Annotated in this window: 20 protein-coding genes; 8 read left to right on the forward strand and 12 right to left on the reverse strand. The window is 63.9% G+C overall.

The window, feature by feature from the left end:
• Positions 1 to 81: 81 nt before the first annotated feature.
• The 4 genes from AU381_RS21385 to AU381_RS21400 are packed head-to-tail and all read left to right on the forward strand — an operon-like array spanning position 82 to position 2,555.
• Positions 82 to 837: an SDR family oxidoreductase gene (locus AU381_RS21385; RefSeq protein WP_064244178.1), complete on the forward strand. Its 756-nt coding sequence runs from the start codon at positions 82 to 84 to the stop codon at positions 835 to 837.
• Positions 806 to 1,342: a gluconokinase gene (locus AU381_RS21390; RefSeq protein WP_082910262.1), complete on the forward strand. Its 537-nt coding sequence runs from the start codon at positions 806 to 808 to the stop codon at positions 1,340 to 1,342. The genes AU381_RS21385 and AU381_RS21390 overlap by 32 nt, the downstream gene beginning before the upstream one ends.
• Complete coding sequence (locus AU381_RS21395) at positions 1,339 to 2,226, forward strand: NAD(P)-dependent oxidoreductase (protein WP_064243735.1); 888 nt, start codon at positions 1,339 to 1,341, stop codon at positions 2,224 to 2,226. Before AU381_RS21390 ends, AU381_RS21395 begins: the two co-directional genes overlap by 4 nt.
• On the forward strand, positions 2,223 to 2,555 hold the full coding sequence (locus AU381_RS21400) for a hypothetical protein (RefSeq protein ID WP_064243736.1): 333 nt from the start codon (positions 2,223 to 2,225) through the stop codon (positions 2,553 to 2,555). Before AU381_RS21395 ends, AU381_RS21400 begins: the two co-directional genes overlap by 4 nt.
• Positions 2,556 to 2,616: 61 nt before the next feature.
• On the opposite strand, the gene AU381_RS21405 is transcribed toward AU381_RS21400, so the two are convergent.
• The gene (locus AU381_RS21405) at positions 2,617 to 3,432 is read right to left on the reverse strand and encodes an oxidoreductase (protein WP_064243737.1); all 816 of its coding nucleotides are present in this window, start codon (positions 3,430 to 3,432) and stop codon (positions 2,617 to 2,619) included.
• A gap of 89 nt (positions 3,433 to 3,521) precedes the next feature.
• Here AU381_RS21405 and AU381_RS21410 point away from each other — a divergent pair, with 89 nt between their 5' ends.
• Together AU381_RS21410 and AU381_RS21415 are read left to right on the forward strand one after the other, a co-directional pair.
• Positions 3,522 to 3,953, forward strand: coding sequence for a winged helix-turn-helix transcriptional regulator (locus AU381_RS21410; RefSeq protein ID WP_064243738.1), 432 nt, complete (start codon positions 3,522 to 3,524; stop codon positions 3,951 to 3,953).
• Between the two features lie 97 nt (positions 3,954 to 4,050).
• Complete coding sequence (locus AU381_RS21415) at positions 4,051 to 5,067, forward strand: LacI family DNA-binding transcriptional regulator (RefSeq protein WP_064244179.1); 1,017 nt, start codon at positions 4,051 to 4,053, stop codon at positions 5,065 to 5,067.
• 33 nt (positions 5,068 to 5,100) lie between these two features.
• Here AU381_RS21415 and AU381_RS21420 read toward each other — a convergent pair whose 3' ends face one another.
• The 6 genes from AU381_RS21420 to AU381_RS21445 form a co-directional block, all read right to left on the reverse strand.
• A complete protein-coding gene (locus tag AU381_RS21420; protein WP_064243739.1) occupies positions 5,101 to 5,424 on the reverse strand; it encodes a type II toxin-antitoxin system PemK/MazF family toxin in 324 nt (107 codons plus the stop codon).
• Entirely contained in the window at positions 5,421 to 5,633 is a 213-nt protein-coding gene (locus tag AU381_RS21425; RefSeq protein ID WP_064243740.1) for an antitoxin MazE family protein, read from the reverse strand. The genes AU381_RS21420 and AU381_RS21425 overlap by 4 nt, the downstream gene beginning before the upstream one ends.
• A gap of 193 nt (positions 5,634 to 5,826) precedes the next feature.
• Entirely contained in the window at positions 5,827 to 6,558 is a 732-nt protein-coding gene (locus AU381_RS21430) for an amino acid ABC transporter ATP-binding protein (RefSeq protein ID WP_064243741.1), read from the reverse strand.
• Positions 6,539 to 7,198 carry an amino acid ABC transporter permease gene (locus tag AU381_RS21435; RefSeq protein WP_064243742.1) on the reverse strand — a complete coding sequence of 220 codons (660 nt, stop codon included), beginning with the start codon at positions 7,196 to 7,198 and terminating at the stop codon, positions 6,539 to 6,541. The genes AU381_RS21430 and AU381_RS21435 overlap by 20 nt, the downstream gene beginning before the upstream one ends.
• Complete coding sequence (locus AU381_RS21440; protein WP_064243743.1) at positions 7,195 to 7,899, reverse strand: amino acid ABC transporter permease; 705 nt, start codon at positions 7,897 to 7,899, stop codon at positions 7,195 to 7,197. The genes AU381_RS21435 and AU381_RS21440 overlap by 4 nt, the downstream gene beginning before the upstream one ends.
• Before the next feature lie 63 nt (positions 7,900 to 7,962).
• Entirely contained in the window at positions 7,963 to 8,766 is an 804-nt protein-coding gene (locus tag AU381_RS21445) for a transporter substrate-binding domain-containing protein (protein WP_064243744.1), read from the reverse strand.
• A 282-nt stretch (positions 8,767 to 9,048) separates the two neighbouring features.
• Here AU381_RS21445 and AU381_RS21450 point away from each other — a divergent pair, with 282 nt between their 5' ends.
• A complete protein-coding gene (locus AU381_RS21450; RefSeq protein WP_064243745.1) occupies positions 9,049 to 10,071 on the forward strand; it encodes a LacI family DNA-binding transcriptional regulator in 1,023 nt (340 codons plus the stop codon).
• Between the two features lie 37 nt (positions 10,072 to 10,108).
• Here the strand turns inward: AU381_RS21450 and AU381_RS21455 are convergent, their stop codons facing one another.
• From AU381_RS21455 to AU381_RS21475, 5 genes are all read right to left on the reverse strand, one after another.
• Positions 10,109 to 11,209, reverse strand: a complete 1,101-nt coding sequence (locus AU381_RS21455) for an ABC transporter substrate-binding protein (protein WP_064243746.1) — start codon at positions 11,207 to 11,209, stop codon at positions 10,109 to 10,111.
• Positions 11,210 to 11,255: 46 nt separating this feature from the next.
• Positions 11,256 to 12,320, reverse strand: coding sequence for an ABC transporter permease (locus AU381_RS21460; RefSeq protein ID WP_064243747.1), 1,065 nt, complete (start codon positions 12,318 to 12,320; stop codon positions 11,256 to 11,258).
• A 16-nt stretch (positions 12,321 to 12,336) separates the two neighbouring features.
• Entirely contained in the window at positions 12,337 to 13,833 is a 1,497-nt protein-coding gene (locus tag AU381_RS21465) for a sugar ABC transporter ATP-binding protein (RefSeq protein WP_064243748.1), read from the reverse strand.
• Between the two features lie 104 nt (positions 13,834 to 13,937).
• Positions 13,938 to 14,537, reverse strand: coding sequence for a BON domain-containing protein (locus AU381_RS21470; RefSeq protein WP_064243749.1), 600 nt, complete (start codon positions 14,535 to 14,537; stop codon positions 13,938 to 13,940).
• Between the two features lie 76 nt (positions 14,538 to 14,613).
• A complete protein-coding gene (locus AU381_RS21475; protein ID WP_064243750.1) occupies positions 14,614 to 15,330 on the reverse strand; it encodes a DUF1236 domain-containing protein in 717 nt (238 codons plus the stop codon).
• Between the two features lie 273 nt (positions 15,331 to 15,603).
• On the opposite strand from AU381_RS21475, the gene AU381_RS21480 reads away from it, so the two are divergent.
• Complete coding sequence (locus tag AU381_RS21480; RefSeq protein WP_064244180.1) at positions 15,604 to 16,419, forward strand: SIR2 family NAD-dependent protein deacylase; 816 nt, start codon at positions 15,604 to 15,606, stop codon at positions 16,417 to 16,419.
• Positions 16,420 to 16,456 lie beyond the last annotated feature (37 nt).

Raw genomic sequence — 16,456 nt, forward strand, 5'->3', positions numbered from 1 at the left:
ACTCCGTCCCTTGACATTGAATGTTATCGATAACATAAACAGATCAATTCTGGATGTCGAGATGCAATGCGGGAGGAAAAATTGGCCCTCGAACTGTTCGATCTCAGAGGCCGGCGGGCGCTTGTCACCGGCTCCTCGCAGGGCATCGGCTTTGCGCTCGCCCGCGGCCTTGCCGATGCCGGGGCGGAAGTGGTACTCAACGGGCGCGATCGAGGAAAGCTCGCCGAAGCGGCCGAGCGCATTGGGGGCGCGAAAAAACTCGCCTTCGACGCCACCGATCATGAGGCGGTGCGAACCGCCGTGGACGGTTTCGAGGCGGAAGTCGGACCGATCGACATCCTCGTCAACAATGCCGGCATGCAGCACCGCACGCCGCTCGAGGACTTCCCCGCCGACGCCTTCGAAAAGCTGCTCAGGACCAACATCTCGACGGTCTTCAACGTCGGCCAGGCGGTGGCGCGCCACATGATCAAGCGGGGCGCCGGCAAAATCATCAACATCGCCAGCGTCCAGACGGCGCTGGCCCGCCCGAGCATCGCCCCCTACACCGCCACCAAGGGCGCGGTCGGCAATCTCACCAAGGGGATGGCGACCGACTGGGCGAAATACGGCCTGCAGTGCAACGCCATCGCGCCGGGCTATTTCGACACGCCGCTCAACGCCGCCCTGGTCGCCGATCCGGACTTCTCGGCCTGGCTCGAAAAGCGCACCCCCGCCGGCCGCTGGGGCAAGGTTGAAGAACTGGTGGGCGCCTGTATCTTCCTCGCCTCGGACGCTTCCTCTTTCGTGAACGGACACGTGCTCTATGTCGACGGCGGCATCACAGCATCCCTCTGATATCCCGCGACGCATGGTGCTGATGGGCGTTGCCGGCTGCGGCAAGTCCTCGGTCGGCGCGGCGCTGGCCACGCGTATCGGCGCCGTCTATTTCGACGGGGACGACCTGCATCCGGCGGAAAACATCGCCAAGATGAGCAAGGGCATTCCCTTGGAGGACGACGACCGCTGGCCATGGCTCAGCCGCGTCGGCGAGGCGCTTGCAGCCGGCACCGGGCCGACGATCATCGGCTGCTCGGCGCTGAAGCGCGCCTACCGCTCGCATATTGCCCGCACGGCAGGCGAGCCTGTCCTCTTCATCCATCTGGCAGGCACCAGGGACGTCATCGAGAAGCGCATGAAGGAGCGGCAGGGGCATTTCATGCCGCCGACGCTGCTTGCCAGCCAGTTCGCTGCGCTCGAGCCGCCGGGACCGGACGAAAATGCCATTAGCGTCGACATCGACCAGCCGCTCGAGGCGGTCGTCGAGGCGATCGCTGTCCAACTGGGAGGACTGCGTAAATGACGAACAGGGTTGCGCTGATCGGCGCCGGAGCCATGGGAGGCGCCATCGGGACGAGGCTCGTCGAGACCGGCAATCAGCTGACGGTCTTCGACCTCGACCGGGCCAAGGTGCAGGAGCTGGTCGACAAGGGAGCAAAGGCGGCGGCGAGTGCAGCGGAAGCGGCGGCGGCATCCGATACCGTCATCCTCAGTCTCAATTCGGCAAGGATCGTCCATATCGCCGTCTTCGGCGAGACCGGCGTCGCCAAGGGCGCCAAACCCGGAACCCTTATCATCGACATGTCCTCGATCGATCCGGAAGCCACCAAGGCATTGGCGAAGGAAGCCGAGGAAAACGGCCTGCGCTGGGTCGACAGCCCGCTTTCGGGCGGCGCCCCGAAGGCGCTCATCGGTGAGTTGACGCTGATGGCCGGCGGCAAGGAGGAGGACGTGGCGGCTGCCTATGAGGTGCTGAAGCATGTCGCCTCGAACTACACCCATATGGGTCCTGCTGGCGCCGGCCAGACCACCAAGCTGATCAACCAGGTTCTTTGCGGGCTGAACTTCCTTGCCGTCGCCGAGGCGACGCAGCTGGCGCTCGACGCGGGCGTCGACGCGGCGAAGATCCCGCAGGCATTGAGGGGCGGGCGGGCCGACAGCGCCATCCTCCAGGAATACATGCCGCGCTTCGTCGCCAGGGATTATCGCCGCACCGGCCGGATCGACAACATGGTCAAGGACCTGAACGGCGCGCAGGACCTTGCCCGCCGCACCAACACCGCGATGCCGCTGACCGCGACCTGCGCGGAAGTACACCGGATGCTGACGGCCGCCGGCCTCGGCGGCGAGGACCAGGCGGCACTCATGGAATATTTCAGGGGACCCAACAAGGAGATTATCGGATGATCACCCGCTACGCGCTGTTCGAGGGAAAGGTGAAGGACGGCGAGACCGAGGCCTTCAGGGCTGCGGTCCTCGACGAGATCCTGCCGAAGTGGAGGGCCTTTCCCGGTGCGCTCGACGTTCGCGTCACCTTCGCCGACGCCCGCGACGAAGGGGCGCCGGAGATCCCGATGATCCTGGCGATCAACTATCCGGATGTCGACACGGTCGAGAAGGCGCTGGCAAGCCCGGCGCGCGCGGCAGCGAGAGCCGCGACGGAAGAGGTACTGGCGCGCTTCTTCGAAGGCCGCATCCACCACCACGTGACGCAGGCGAACGAATACCGCCTTTAAGCGGCGCTGCGGGCGGCACCTGGCGGAGCCGGCGCCGCCCGGCAGCGCGGCGATAGAAAGCTCAATCGGGAAGTCTATTGAATTTCCGAAGGCTTTTGTCGACGAAGGACTCGGGCATGAAGCGGCGCAAGAACCGGACCTGTCCTGCGGCTTTTCCGGCGGTGTAGCGTCGTCTGGGCGATGCCGCATTGGCGGCCCTTACTACGGCTTCGGCGACTACCTCGGGTGCATCGCCCTTCGCGACGATCTCGCGCATCAGCCTCTCCGCACCGGCGCGAAGCGTATCGTAGACGGCGAGTGGCCGGTCCGGCCGCGTGATGTTCTCTTCGAAGGATGTGCGGGTCACGCCGGGCTCGACAAGCACGACGCGGATGCCTTGCGTTCGCACTTCGTGGTCGAGAGATTCCGAATAGCCTTCGATGGCGTGCTTGGTCGATGCGTAGAGTGCGTTGTAGGGGGCGGGGATCAGCCCGAGTATGGAACTGACGTTGACGATCCGGCCTCGACGCTGCAGTCTCATCACCGGCAGGACCGCATTTGTCATGCGGATGATGCCGAACACGTTCACGTCGAATACGGCCTTCGCCTGTTCCGTCGTGGATTCCTCGGCGCCCCCAAGCAGCCCGATCCCGGCATTGTTGACGAGAAGATCGATCCGCCCTGCCCGGTTCAGAACCTCGTCGACGGCGCCCTCTACGGATGCATCCTCGGTCACGTCGCAAATCAGCATCGTGATCCCGTCGGAGGTATCGGGCATCGGCTTTCGGCTGGTGCCGAAGACACGGTAGCCATCGCGCCGCAACGCTTGTGCCGTCACCAACCCAATGCCGGAGGAGGCACCTGTAACCAGGGCAATGTCACCTTCTGTCTTGCTCATCGGCTTTCGCTTTCATTTCGTCATGGAACATCGATGAACAATGAGTTACTATCAAAACAGTATGAAGTCACTACTATAACGATATCGACATGAAGAATCTTTCGAGCCAACCCTGCCTGATCGCCCGTAGCCTGGCGCTTGTGGGCGACGCATGGAGCATGCTGATCATGCGCGACGCCCATGCGGGGCTGACCCGCTTCGATGATTTTCGCAAGAGCCTCGGTATCGCGCCGACAATGCTGGCGGGGCGGCTTTCATCACTGACCGAGGAGGGTCTGCTGGAGAAACGCCGCTATTCCGACCGTCCGCCACGGGACGAATATGTGCTGACGGAAGCTGGCCGCGACTTTCTGCCGGTTCTGTTTGCGATCGGCGCGTGGGGACGCAAGCATCGCGGCGGGGGCGAGGTGACCCGGTTCTTCGACGCCGAGACCGGAACGGAGATCGATCCCGTCACCATCGACCGCGTGACCGGCGCTCCGCTTGGCACACGTCCCATTCGTATCGCCGCACCTGAATAAGCCGCCACAAGGGAGAATTGCACACCCGCGCAGCAGAGGCTTGCATTCCGTCGGCAATCCGGGTGTACTTGGATTGGTAACGATAACATGGATGCCGATGCACAATATCCGCAAGCCCCCGACGATGGCCGACGTGGCGCGGCGAACCGGCGTTTCCCCGATGACGGTTTCGCGCGCCTTCAAGCGTGACAGTTCCGTCAGCCAGGAGACCCGCGAGGCGGTGCTCAGCGCCGCCGAGGAGCTCGGCTATGTCTTCGACAGCACCGCCTCCAATCTTCGCTCGCAGCGCACTGACTTCATCGCGGTGACGATCCCGTCGATCAACAACGCCAATTTCGCCGATACGGTGCGGGCACTTTCCGACCACGTCTCGGAACGGGGCCTGCAGATCCTGCTCGGCTACACGAATTACGATGTCGCGGAAGAGGAGCGGCTGATCGAGCAGCTTCTGCGGCGCAAGCCCGAAGCGATCGTGGTGACGGGCGGCAAGCATACGCCGCGAGCCCGAAAGCTCTTGTCGAATGCCGGCATCCCGGTCATCGAGACCTGGGACCTGCCCGAGGAGCCGATCGGCCATGTCGTCGGCTTCTCGAACGCGCTCGCGGTGCGCGAGATGGTGGATCACTTCGTCAGCGTCGGTTACCGAAAGATCGCCTTCATCGGCGGCGACGCCGACCGCGATACGCGCGGCACCGATCGCCGGGCAGGGTTCATCGCCGCCCTGAAGGATCACGGGCTCGATGCACCGCGCCTGATCGCCGCCGGGCCGCCGCCGATCTCGATGCGCGAGGGGGCGAACGCCATGGGGCAGTTGCTCGAGCGCTTTCCCGACACGGAGGCGGTGATCTGCGTCTCCGACCTTTCCGCCTTCGGGGCGCTCACCGAATGCCAGCGGCGCGGCATCGCCGTGCCCGACCGGATCGCCATCGGCGGCTTCGGCGACTATGAGATCGGCGCGATCTCGGTGCCGAGTCTCACGACGATCAACGCCTTTGCCAGCGAGATCGGCGCGAAGACGGCGGAACTGATCCTCGATGTGCTCGACGGAAAGCTCGACCGGCCGGGCCGGGTGACGATCCGCCCCGACCTGATCCTCAGGCAAACCAGCCGGTAGGCTCTGGCGGACTTGAATGCAAAGGCCGTGATTTTATGCAATTCCAACAATGATCGCCAGAAGGCGGTCGATTTCCTGCATCGTCTCGCGATCAATATGACCGATGACGCTGCCAATTTTGCTTCGTGGAGTGTTCGTCATGCGGTCGAGCATGACCTGTGATCTTGCGCGCAAGCCGGAATTTTCGCTCGGCTCGATGTTGACTCGGTAATAGGGCGTCTCGGCAATATCGCTGGTCAGTGGAATGATGAAAAGGCGCTCGATCCTGTCGAAGGCATCGGCTTGCACGATCACCGCAGGACGTGGTTTGCCATTGTCGCCCTGAAGCGCGACGGTCACGATATCGCCGCGCCTCATTCCTCAATATCCCTGAACGCATCTTCGGCGACAGCATCCCAAAAATCATCGTTGTCGGTTCGCGGCTTTGCATTCAGGATTTCAGCCTGGCGTGCGGCCTCCTTGGCGAACGTCGGATTGCTGGTGTCCGGCACCCAGATCGTTACCGGCTTGAAGCCGGCGGCCCGCATCTTTTCGCGATAGCGCTGTTGGCGGATTGCACTGCTCATCAGTCGGGCCTTTGCGTTACTGGTAACGCCAATATAGCGTTACATATAACGCACGGCAATGGCATTCGAGCCTGCTAGAGCATTTTGCAGTCAGGTGGAATCACCTGACGTCGCACAAATGCGGCAAAAACAAAGGTTTAGAGCGGCGGCGCGAACGTATGTGAGCGCATCCCGCTCTAATGCGGCAAACCCGTCACTTGACGTCGGATTTGACGAACTGGCGCAGTTCCGGCGTCTCAGGATCGGCGAAGAGGGCGGCGGACGGTCCCTGCTCCCAGATCCTGCCCTTGTGCATGAAGATCGTCTGCGTGGCGACGCGCCGGGCAAAGCCCATTTCGTGCGTCACGAGGATCATGGTCATGCCGTCGCGGGCGAGGTTCTCCATCACCGTCAGCACTTCCTCGGTCAGTTCCGGGTCGAGCGCCGAGGTCACCTCGTCGAACAGCATGACCTTCGGCCGCATCGCAAGCGAGCGGGCGATCGCGACGCGTTGCTGCTGGCCGCCGGAAAGCTGATCCGGATAGGAGTCGAACTTTTCCGAAAGCCCGACGAGGTGCAGCACCTCGCGGGCAACCTCCCGGGCCTTGGTCTTCGCCACGTCCTTGACGATCCGCGGCGCCAGCATGATGTTTTCGCCGACCGTCAGGTGCGGAAAGAGATTGTAGCTCTGGAAGACGATGCCGACATCGGTGCGCAGCTTGCGAAGCGCCTTGGCGTCGCCGCCGAGGGCGTGGCCGGCGATCTCGATCTTGCCCGAATTAATCTTTTCGAGCCCGTTCATACAGCGCAGCAGCGTGCTCTTGCCCGAGCCCGACCGGCCGATCAGCGCAAAGACCTCGCCGCGCCCGACCGAAAGCGACACGCCCTTGAGGACTTCGAGAGCGCCAAAGCTCTTGTGGACGTTTTCAACGACTACTTCCGGCATGAAGCCTCCTTTCCAGCAAGCGCGACAGCTGGGACAATGGGTAACAGACGACGAAATAGAGGGCGGCCACGGCAAGGAAGACGCGGAACGGCTGGAACGTCGCATTGTTGATGAGCTGCCCGGCCCGGGCGAGTTCGACAAAGCCGATGATCGAGGTGATCGAGGTGTTCTTCACCACCTGGACGGCGAAACCGACGGTCGGCGGCAGGGAGATGCGCATCGCCTGCGGCAGGATCACGTAGCGGTATTGCTGCAGCCGGGTCATGGCGAGCGATTCCGACGCCTCCCATTGCTGCTTCGGCACGGCCTGGATTGAGCCCCGCCAGATTTCCGCAAGATAGCCGGAGGCGTAGACCGTCATCGAGGCGCCGGCGGCAAAGAGCGGCGGCAGCTCGAAGCCGGCGAGGCTCAGGCCGTAATAGGAGAGGAACAGGATCATCAGCACCGGAATGCCCTGGATGATCTGGATATAGGTGGCGGCGGCAATCCGGACCGGCTTCAGCTGCGAGGTGCGGGCGAGCGCAACGGCGAAGCCGAGCAGGCCGCCGCCGATCAGCGCGATCACCGTCAGCAGAATCGTCCATTGCAGCGAAAAAAGCAGGAAGCCGAACTGGTCGAGGCCGAAGGTCTTGAGCGTCATGCCTGGACCTCCGGGAGTGCCGTCATCGTCCGGCGCGCAACCCGGCGGCCGAAAAGCCACATGCCGACGACGGCAAGCACCGCCCGCAACGCCAGCGCCAGGACGAGATAGATCAGCGTGACGGCGATATAGATCTCGAACGACCGGTAGGTCTGCGATTCGACGAAGGCGGCCGAGGCGGCGAGCTCCTGGGTGGAGATCGCCGAGCAGATGCTGGAGGCCAGCATCATCAGCACGAACTGGCTGCAGAGCGCCGGATAGACCTTGGCGATCGCCGGCACGATGATGACATGGCGATAGATCTGGAAGCGCGTGAAGCCGAGCGCCTCGCCGGCCTCGATCTGCGACTTGTGGACCGCCTCGATGCCGGCCCGGATGATCTCCGTCGAATAGGCGGCAAGGTTGATCGTCATGCCGATCAGCGCCGCCGTATCGGCTCCGACGCGAAGGCCGAGACCCGGCAGGCCGAAATAGACGATGAACAGCTGAACCAGGAAGGGCGTGTTGCGGATGATCTCGACATAGGCATCGACGAGAAAGCGAACCGCGCCGCCCCAGATGGAGCGGACCGAGGCAAGCCCGATGCCGGCGGCGCAGCCGAGGATGATCGACAGCACCGAGATCTTGATCGTCAGCCAGATGCCGCTCAGGATCTGATCCTGGTATTGGGCCAGCACGCCGAATTGGAACGTGTAGGACATGGGAACTCCGTCGAGTTTGCGCGGGCACGCCGGGCTTTGCCGACGCGCCCCTGTTCAACGCAATCAGAACGTCGGGAGCGTCGGCATCGGCCGGCCGGTCCACTTCGTCGCGATCTTGTCGAGATCGCCGGAGATCTTCATCAGGTAGATGGCGGTGTTGAGCCACTGGCGGATCTCGAAGTCCTCCATCCGCGTCGCCATCGAATTGCCCTGCTGGAAGAAGGTGAAGCCGACCTGCAGGCCGGCATCCGGCCGCTGCTTGATGATCGCCTCGCCGACCGTCGAGGGCAGCGCGACCGCATCGACCTGGCCGGCGATCAGCGCCTGCGCGCTGGTCGAGTCATCCTCGTAGACAACGATTTCCAGGCCGGGAACCGCCGCCTTGCGCAGCGCCGTCTCCTGCGACGAACCGCGGTTGACGGCGACGCGCTTGCCTTCGAGATCGGCGAGCTTGGCAAATTTCTGGTCTGGACCGGAGATGATGTCCATGTTGAAGGCGCTGTAGGGCTGCGTAAACATCACCGTCTTGGCGCGCTCCCCGGTCGGCGCCAGGGTGGCGACGAGAAAATCGACCTTGCCGGTCTGCAACGCCGGAATGCGGGCCGGCGGCGTCAGCGGCACGAGCTCGACCGGCAGCGACAGATAGCCGGCGATCAGGTTCGCGACGTCGACGTCGTAGCCGGTCGGGTTGCCCTGCTCGTCGACCATGCCCATCGGCGGCGCGCCGGTGAGCACGCCGATGCGCACGGTGCCCCGCGAGATGATGTCGTTCAGAGTGGCCGCCTGGGCTTCGACAGCCGAAGCGAGGCCGGCCGCGGCAATTCCAATGGCTGCCACGATGGTGCGCATGAATTTCGAAATCGTCATAGTTTCTCCTCCACTTGGTAGATCGTTATTTCCGGAATTCGCCCGCCCCTCGCGGGCACTCGGCCGCCTCGCCTTGACGCCGTTGCGCCGCCTCTCCTGCCGGGCGTGCCGGCGCGGTCCCGCCGCAGCCGCCAAGCGCCCGTATGCAAGTCGATTTCCTTTTCACTCACCGGCTATTTCTCTTGAAAGAGGCCCAAGGTTATCGTTAACTTAGCAGATGTTATCGATAACAAATCAACACGTCAATCGGTCGAACGGCATTTTGATGAAAAGGAGACGCCGGTGAGTCCGCGCGGAAAAGTGATCACCCTGCAGGAGGTGGCCGACAGGGCCGGCGTCAGCCGCATGACCGTCTCAAAAGTGCTGCGCGGCGCCGGCAACATTTCGGCGGAAACGCGCCGGCGGGTGAAGCAGGCCGCCGACGAGCTCGGATATCTGCCGAACAATCTTGCCGGGTCGCTGAGCTCCCGCAAGAGCCGGATGGTCGCGGTGATCATCCCGTCGATCAGCGACATCGTGTTTTCGGAGGTCTTGAGCGGCATCAATGCGACGCTTCGGCCGCGGGGATATCAGACCTTCATCGGGGAATCGGGCTTCGAGCCCGAGACCGAAACCGAGCTCATCCGCGCCATGCTGTCGTTCCGGCCGGCCGGCATCCTTTTGAACGGCGGCATGGCGCGAAGCGCGGATGCGGAAAGTCTGCTGGCGCGGCGAACCTGCCCGGCGATCCAGCTTTGGGATTGCGACAGGCACGCCTTGGATTTCCGCGCCGGTCCATCGCATGAGGAAGCGGGGCACCTGGTTGCAAGGCATTTTCTCGAGCGCCGGTTGAAGCGCATCGCCTATGTGGGCGCCGAGCTCGACAAGGACCTTTGCGCACGCCGCCGCCACTTGGCGCTGAAGTCGTCGCTTGCCGCAGAAGGTATCGATCTTCTCAGCGTGACCGCCGAAGACAAGCCGCGGCAGGCGGTCACGGGACGCCTTCTGACGGAGCAGCTGGTACGGGCGCATCCCGAGATCGAGGCCATCCATTTCCTCAACGACGCGATGGCGCTCGGCGGCCTCTCCTACCTGCATGAGGCCGGGCTCCCGGTGCCCGAACGGATCTCCGTGGTCGGCTTCAACGGCACGTCGCTCGCCAATGCGGTCAGAACGCGGCTCACCACCATCGACCTGCCGCGAACGGAGATCGGCGAGAAGGCCGCGCAGGCGTTGTTGCAGATGATCGCGGAAGAGACTGTGCCGGACGTCTGGCGAGCGCCGCTCGCACTGGTGCAGGGCAACACGACCGTGACGGATAAGTAAAAAGGGGGCGCCATTCGCGGCGCCCCAGCCTGGGAGATTACATCTTGCCCCAGAGTTTCTTGTACTGATCGCGATAGCCGTTATCGGGATCGAATGTATTCTTCGGGCCGCCGTCGAATTCGACATTGTCGGCCGTCACCACGTGCAGCGGCGACAGGTAGCCCGACCACTTTTCGCCGGCGAAGGCGCGGTTCAGCTCGTCGACGAGCTGCCAGCCCTGCAGGTTCAAGGGCTCGGCGACCGTCACCTTCTGGAACTGGCCGGCGCGGATGCGCTGATAGGCCGATTCCGAGCCGTCGCCGGCCGCGACGTTGATCGGCGCATCGGTGCCCCCCTTGCCGGCGGCGGCGAGCGACGGCCCCATGAAGTCGAAATAGAGATCGTTGATCGCCAGCGAATGCGTCCACTGGTCGCCGTATTTCTGCAGCAGCGAGGTGGTCAGCTGCGGCATGCGCTGCGACGTCTCGGCGATCGGCGTGTCGACATATTCGAGCACCTTGCCGCCGAGTGCTTCGATCTCCGCCTTCATCTTGTCGGCCTTGGCAATCGCGATCGCATAGGTCGAGTCGGTGAAGATCACCACCCCCGGCTTGCCCTTGGCATCGGCAAAGGTCCAGTTGGCAGCGGCCTTCGACACTTCCATCGCGTCGGTGCTGACATTGGCGAAGAGTCCGGTCTTGTCGTCCGGACCGATCACCGGCCCGACGTGCCAGGCGACGAGCGGGATGCCGGCGGCCTTGGCCTGTTCGAGCGCCGGTGCCTGCTCGACGGCGTCGAAGCCGTTGATGATGATGCCGGCCGGCTTCAGCGCCATCGCCTGGCCGAAGGCCGCAGTGCGGCCGCCGATCGAGCCCGCGCCGTCGATCACCTTCACTTCCCAGCCGATCGCGCCCGCGGCCTCTTCGACGCCGGTGGTGACGCCCAAAATGCCGCCGTTCTTGAGGTCACCGGCAAGCACGACGATGGTCTTGCCCTCCTGCGCCTTCGGGCCGGCCGTCGGCCCATCCCAGGCGGTCACCTTGTTTGCATATTTGGTGACGATCGCCTCGGCATCGGCCATCGGATCGGCAAAGGCGACTTTGCCGCCCATCAGCGCAATCGCCGCCACCGTGCCTGTCATGAAAGTCCTGCGTTTCATATACCCTTCCTCCCTTGGGTTCGTTTGATGTGCAGATTTCTGGGTGCTATTTCTTGCCGGCCGAGTCAGCGCTCACCGCCGCCGGTGCCTTGCGGGCGACAATCCCGCGCCTCCGCTGCGCGTAGCCGGCTATGCCGATCGCGACGAGCAGCGTGACGCCGTTGAACAGCGGTTCGACGAAGAAGGAACCACCGAATTGCTGGATGCCGGAGATGCCGACCGCCAGGATGATGACGCCGATCATCGTGCCCCAGACATTGACGCGGCCGGGCTTGATGGTGGTCGAGCCGAGGAAGGCCCCGACGAGCGCGGGCAGCAGGTATTCGAGACCGACACTCGCCTGGCCGATCCGAAGCTTCGAGGCGAGCAGCACGCCGGCAAGCGCCGCGAGCGTGCCTGAGGAGACGAAGGCGCCGATGACGAAGCGGCGGACCGGGATGCCGTTCAGTGCCGCCGCCTTGGGGTTGGCGCCGATCGCGTAGACATAGCGGCCGATCGGCAGGTATTCGAGGATGAGCCAGAGCGCCAGCGCCAGGATGAGGACGTAGAAGCCGGTGATCGGCAGGCCGAGCAGCATCGTGCCGTTCAACGAATAGAAGCCTTCCGGCAGGACGCCGACCACCTGCCGGCCGCCGGTGTGCCAGAGGGCCAGCGCATAAAGGATGGTTCCGGTGCCGAGCGTGGCGATGAAGGAGTCGATCCGCGCCACCTCGACGAGCAGGCCGTTCAGGAAGCCGGCGAGCGCGCCCAAGAGCAGGACGATCAGCACGGCGATCGGCCAGGGCACGCCGAACATCGTCTGCAGGCTGATCGCCAGGATGTGCCACAGCACGATGCCGTAGCCGACCGTCAGGTCGATGCGTCCGGAGGCCATCGGGATCATTGCCGCCAGCGACAGGATGGCGATGATCGCCTTGTCGGAGACGATCGAGCGGACATTGAGGACCGTCGGGAAGGTCTGCGGCAGGAGCAGCGAGAACAGGACGATCAGCAACAGGGTCAGGACGACGAGGCCATAGACCGGCAGGAAGCGGATCAGCTTCTGCGCCAGGCTGAAGCCGGCAAGCTCGCCGCGGGTCGGTTCAAGCGCGGTGGATTCGATCGACTGCATTTTCTTCTCCCGGAACTTAAGCCGCTTCGGAGGCCGAGGCGGCGGCGATCACCGCCGAGGTCGTCAGTTCTTCGCCCTTCAGCTCGCGGACGATCCGGCCGCGCGAAAAGACCAGGGCGCGATCGCAGATATGGGCGATTTCCTCGAAATCGGTCGAGACGAACACGACGGCGAGCCCCGCCTCGAGCGCCCGGGCGATCAGCCGGTAGATGTCGGCCTTGGCGCCAACGTCGACGCCCGCGGTCGGATCTTCGGCGACGAGCAGCTTGCGGCCGGTCGCCAGCCAGCGGCCGACCACGACCTTCTGCTGGTTGCCGCCGGACAGCGCCTCGATCGGCAGGCTCTGGTCGTTCGGCCTCAAGCCGACACTTTCGCCGATCGCCTCCGCGAGCGCCGCTTCCTTTGAGGGAGCGAGGACCGAAAACAGGCCGCGGCCGGCGGCCTGCGGATTGAGGAAGGTGTTCTCGCGCAGCGACAGCGACATGGCGACCGACTCTTCCGTCCGGTCGCGGGCGATCAGGCCGACGCCGGAGCGCATCGCCGCCACCGGACTTGACAGGTCAGGCTGCTCGCCGCCGATCGTCACCGTGCCCGAAAACGGCTGGCAGCCGAACAAGGCGCGGCCGACCAGTTCCTGACCGGCGCCGCGCAGGCCAACCAGACCGATGAGTTCGCCCTTGAGCACATCGAAGGAAACAGGCCCTACGCCCTGGCAAGCGAGCTGCCTGATGGTGACGACCGCTTCGCCCGGCGTACTCGCCGCCTTGACGAAGAGCTGATCGGCCTTGCGCCCGACGATCATTTCGATGAGCTCGTCCGGCGTCGTCTGGGCGACCGGCTTCTGGCCGACGAGACGGCCGTCGCGCAGCACCGCGACCCGGTCGGCGATGCGGAAGATCTCGTCGAGGCGATGCGAGACATAGATCATCGCGACGCCATGCTCTTTGAGCGGCCGGATAGCGTTGAAGAGCCGCTCCACCTCGTCTGCCGGAAGGCTCGCCGTCGGCTCGTCGAGCACCAGCACGTCGGCCTCGACGGCCAAGGCGCGGGCGATCGCCACCAGTGATTTTTCCGTGCGGGTCAGCGCCTGGACGCGGGTCGAGGGGTCGAAATCGCAGCCGACGAGGCGCAAGGCCTCGCGCGCCCGCTCCTCCGTGCGGCGCCAGTCGATCAGCCGCGTGCGCATCGAGAAGCCCTGCGCCAGGCCGACATTCTCGGCGACCGTCATCCATTCGATGAGGCCGAGATCCTGGTGGATGAAGGCGACCGGCTGCCGCTTGTTCGGCTTCGGCGGCTGGTTGACATAGGGCTCGCCGCGGAACCGGATCTCGCCGCCATCCGGCCGGTAGATGCCAGCGAGCGTCTTGATCAGCGTCGACTTGCCGGCACCGTTCTCGCCGAGAAGCGCAAGGATTTCACCGGCTTCGAGGTCGATAGAGACCTGGGACAGGGCCCGCGTGCCGCCGAACTCCTTGGTGATGGAGCGGAACTCCAAGAGCTTTTGACCATCCATGCGCTCCTCCCAAAGTCGCTGGTTGAGGGGGAGCTTATGTTATCGATAACATAATGGTCAAGGGGGTAATGACGGTTCGCCGAATTTGGAGCCTCGCGCCGATACTATCGCAGGCTTGCCGGCCGCGCCCTTAGATTGTTTTGCACGTGGGACACCCCGGGAACACCGTCCGCGCAGTCCTCGGCGCGCCGTTTGTCCAGCCGGCTCGAAACGAAGCCGCCGAGCGTCACTTCGCCGTTCGAAACGGAGACTTCGATGCCGGAGGCGTCGAGCCACGGATCTTCGGTCAGCCGGTCGTTAACATCTTCCGCTATCCGGTCATCCGATCGCTTGTAGCCGCGCGGGCCTTTGCCCCGGAAGCGCCCTGCCTCGTCGCGGCTCCTGCGGCCGCCGGGCCACTCCTCCTGACCGGACCGGTTCCGGAAGGGCGGCGCATTCTCGTAAGGATCGAAGGAACCGAGCTCCTCGATACGGCGCGCCAGTGCGCGGCCACCGCCGCCATGAAAATAGCGGTTCGAATGTTGCAGCGCCTCTGCGAACCATGCGCCTTCACCAGCCTCGTCACCGCGGCGGCCCCACCGCTCCTCATCGCGGTCCCTGCCGTGGCGGAACGGTCTGCTGCGCGTGCCATGTTCAGGATCGCGCCAGAGTTCTCTGCGCTTCGGGTCGCCCCGACTGTCACGCCGATGCCAATTCTCTCTCATCCGCGCCCTCCTTCTGGAGCCGTGGACGAAAGGCCCGCCAGCAGGTCCGGCAGGCCCCCGTTCACGCCAAACACCGCTACGCCAGGATGACGACGATCTTCAGCGACGACGGCTCGACGATGACGATCCGGCCGTCCGCCAATATGAAGAACAGATAGCCTTCGTATCTCGGCACGATCTTGATGATGCGCGGCGGAAGAGGTCTCAGCTTGACCTTGACGGTTTCAGGTACGGCGACGCCGACGGAAACGTCGAAGTCAACGTCGATCGGCTCGACCTTTTCTTCCTTGATGATCTGGGTGATCTCGGTCTTCTGTTCCACCGTCACGTTGACATCGCCGGAAGCCTGGCCTTCTTGGGTCTGTTGCGATTGACCCTGGTCCTGCTGCTGTTCGCCTCCTTCTTGCGACGGCTGCTGTTCGGTCTGATCCTGGGCGGGCTGCTGCTCCGTTTCGGTTTCGGTACCCTGCTGCTTGGTCTCGCCTTGCTGCTGTTGCTGCTGCGTATCGGCTTTCGGTTGCTGCTGCTGTTCGGTGCCGCCCTGCTCGGTCTCAGGCTGTTCGCCAGTGGTCTGGTCTTGCTGGCCCTTGCCGGTGGCTTCACCGTCCTGTTGGGCCGCTCCGCCCTGGGCATCGGGCTGCTGCCCCTGCGCCGCGCCCCCTTGCGGACATTCCGTACCCGCCGGGCACTCTGTGGACTGCCCCTGGGCCGGTTGCTCCGTCTGGGCGAATGCCGGCCCGAAGGGGACCCCCAGGCTTAGGGCAAGCGCACTCTTGATCAGGATACCTTTCATCGAACGTTCTCCAAATGTTAGGTCCCTTCCGGGGGCCAACCACGACGTGAAAGGTTTGTTCCCTGCAGGTTCATGGCGGGACTGCAACCGCCTTAACCCCTAAGGAGTAGGGCATTTGAATTCGTTCACGAACCGTTGCCCCGGTGTTCGTACCTATTTCAGCCATTCATTATGGAGGCGGAGAACCGCGTCGAAAGCCCGGTTTCGACCGGTTGGAACAACTTGCCGCACGCCGAGTTGAACGCTGCTGGGCGCGAAGAGACGGGAGCGAAAATGAAGGAACACCTGGAGGCGATCGCTTCGGCACTGAAACGGCGGCATGCCGTCCTGTTCGTCGGCGCCGGCGTGTCGATGAGCGTCGGCTTGCCGTCCTGGAAGACGCTGATCGACCACATGCTGGAGGATCTCGATCTCGACGGTTCCGTGATGAAGGACCCGGACGTCACCTACCAGACGATTGCCGAATGCTATCGCCTCGAGCATGGAAACATCCGCACGCTCTGCGAATGGATGCGCGAGAACTGGCGCATCCTGCCGGACCGCATCCAGAAATCCGAATTGCACCGGCTGATCGTCAGGCTCGATTTTCCGGTCATCTACACCACCAACTACGACAGCAATCTGGAAGTGGCCTACGACGTCCTCGGCAAGCGCCATGCGAAGATCAGCCATGCGAGAGACATGGCGACCGCTCCTGCCGGGGTGACGCAGATCATCAAGTATCACGGCGACTTCGACGATGCCGAGACGCTCATCCTCACCGAAACCGACTACTTCAACAGGCTCTCCTTCGACTCACCGCTCGACGTGCGGTTCCGCAGCGATGCGCTCGGAGCGACGGTGCTCTTCATCGGCTACAGCATGTCGGATCTCAATATCAGGCTGCTGCTCCACCGCATCTGGAGCACCTGGCAGCGCTCCGGATACGAAAGCGACCGGCCGCAATCCTACGTCTTCATGTATCGGCCCAATCCGGTGCAGAAGGCGGTCCTGAGCAATTGGGGCGTGACGGTGCTTGAGGGAGAAGGACGCAATCCGCAGGAGGCGCTCCTGGCTTTCATCCGCGCGCTTAGCGCGGAGTCGGGGTGACAAGACCAACGCGCCGACGCCGCCCCCTGCCGCTGCC

Source organism: Sinorhizobium glycinis, assembly GCF_001651865.1.
Lineage (GTDB): Bacteria > Pseudomonadota > Alphaproteobacteria > Rhizobiales > Rhizobiaceae > Sinorhizobium > Sinorhizobium glycinis.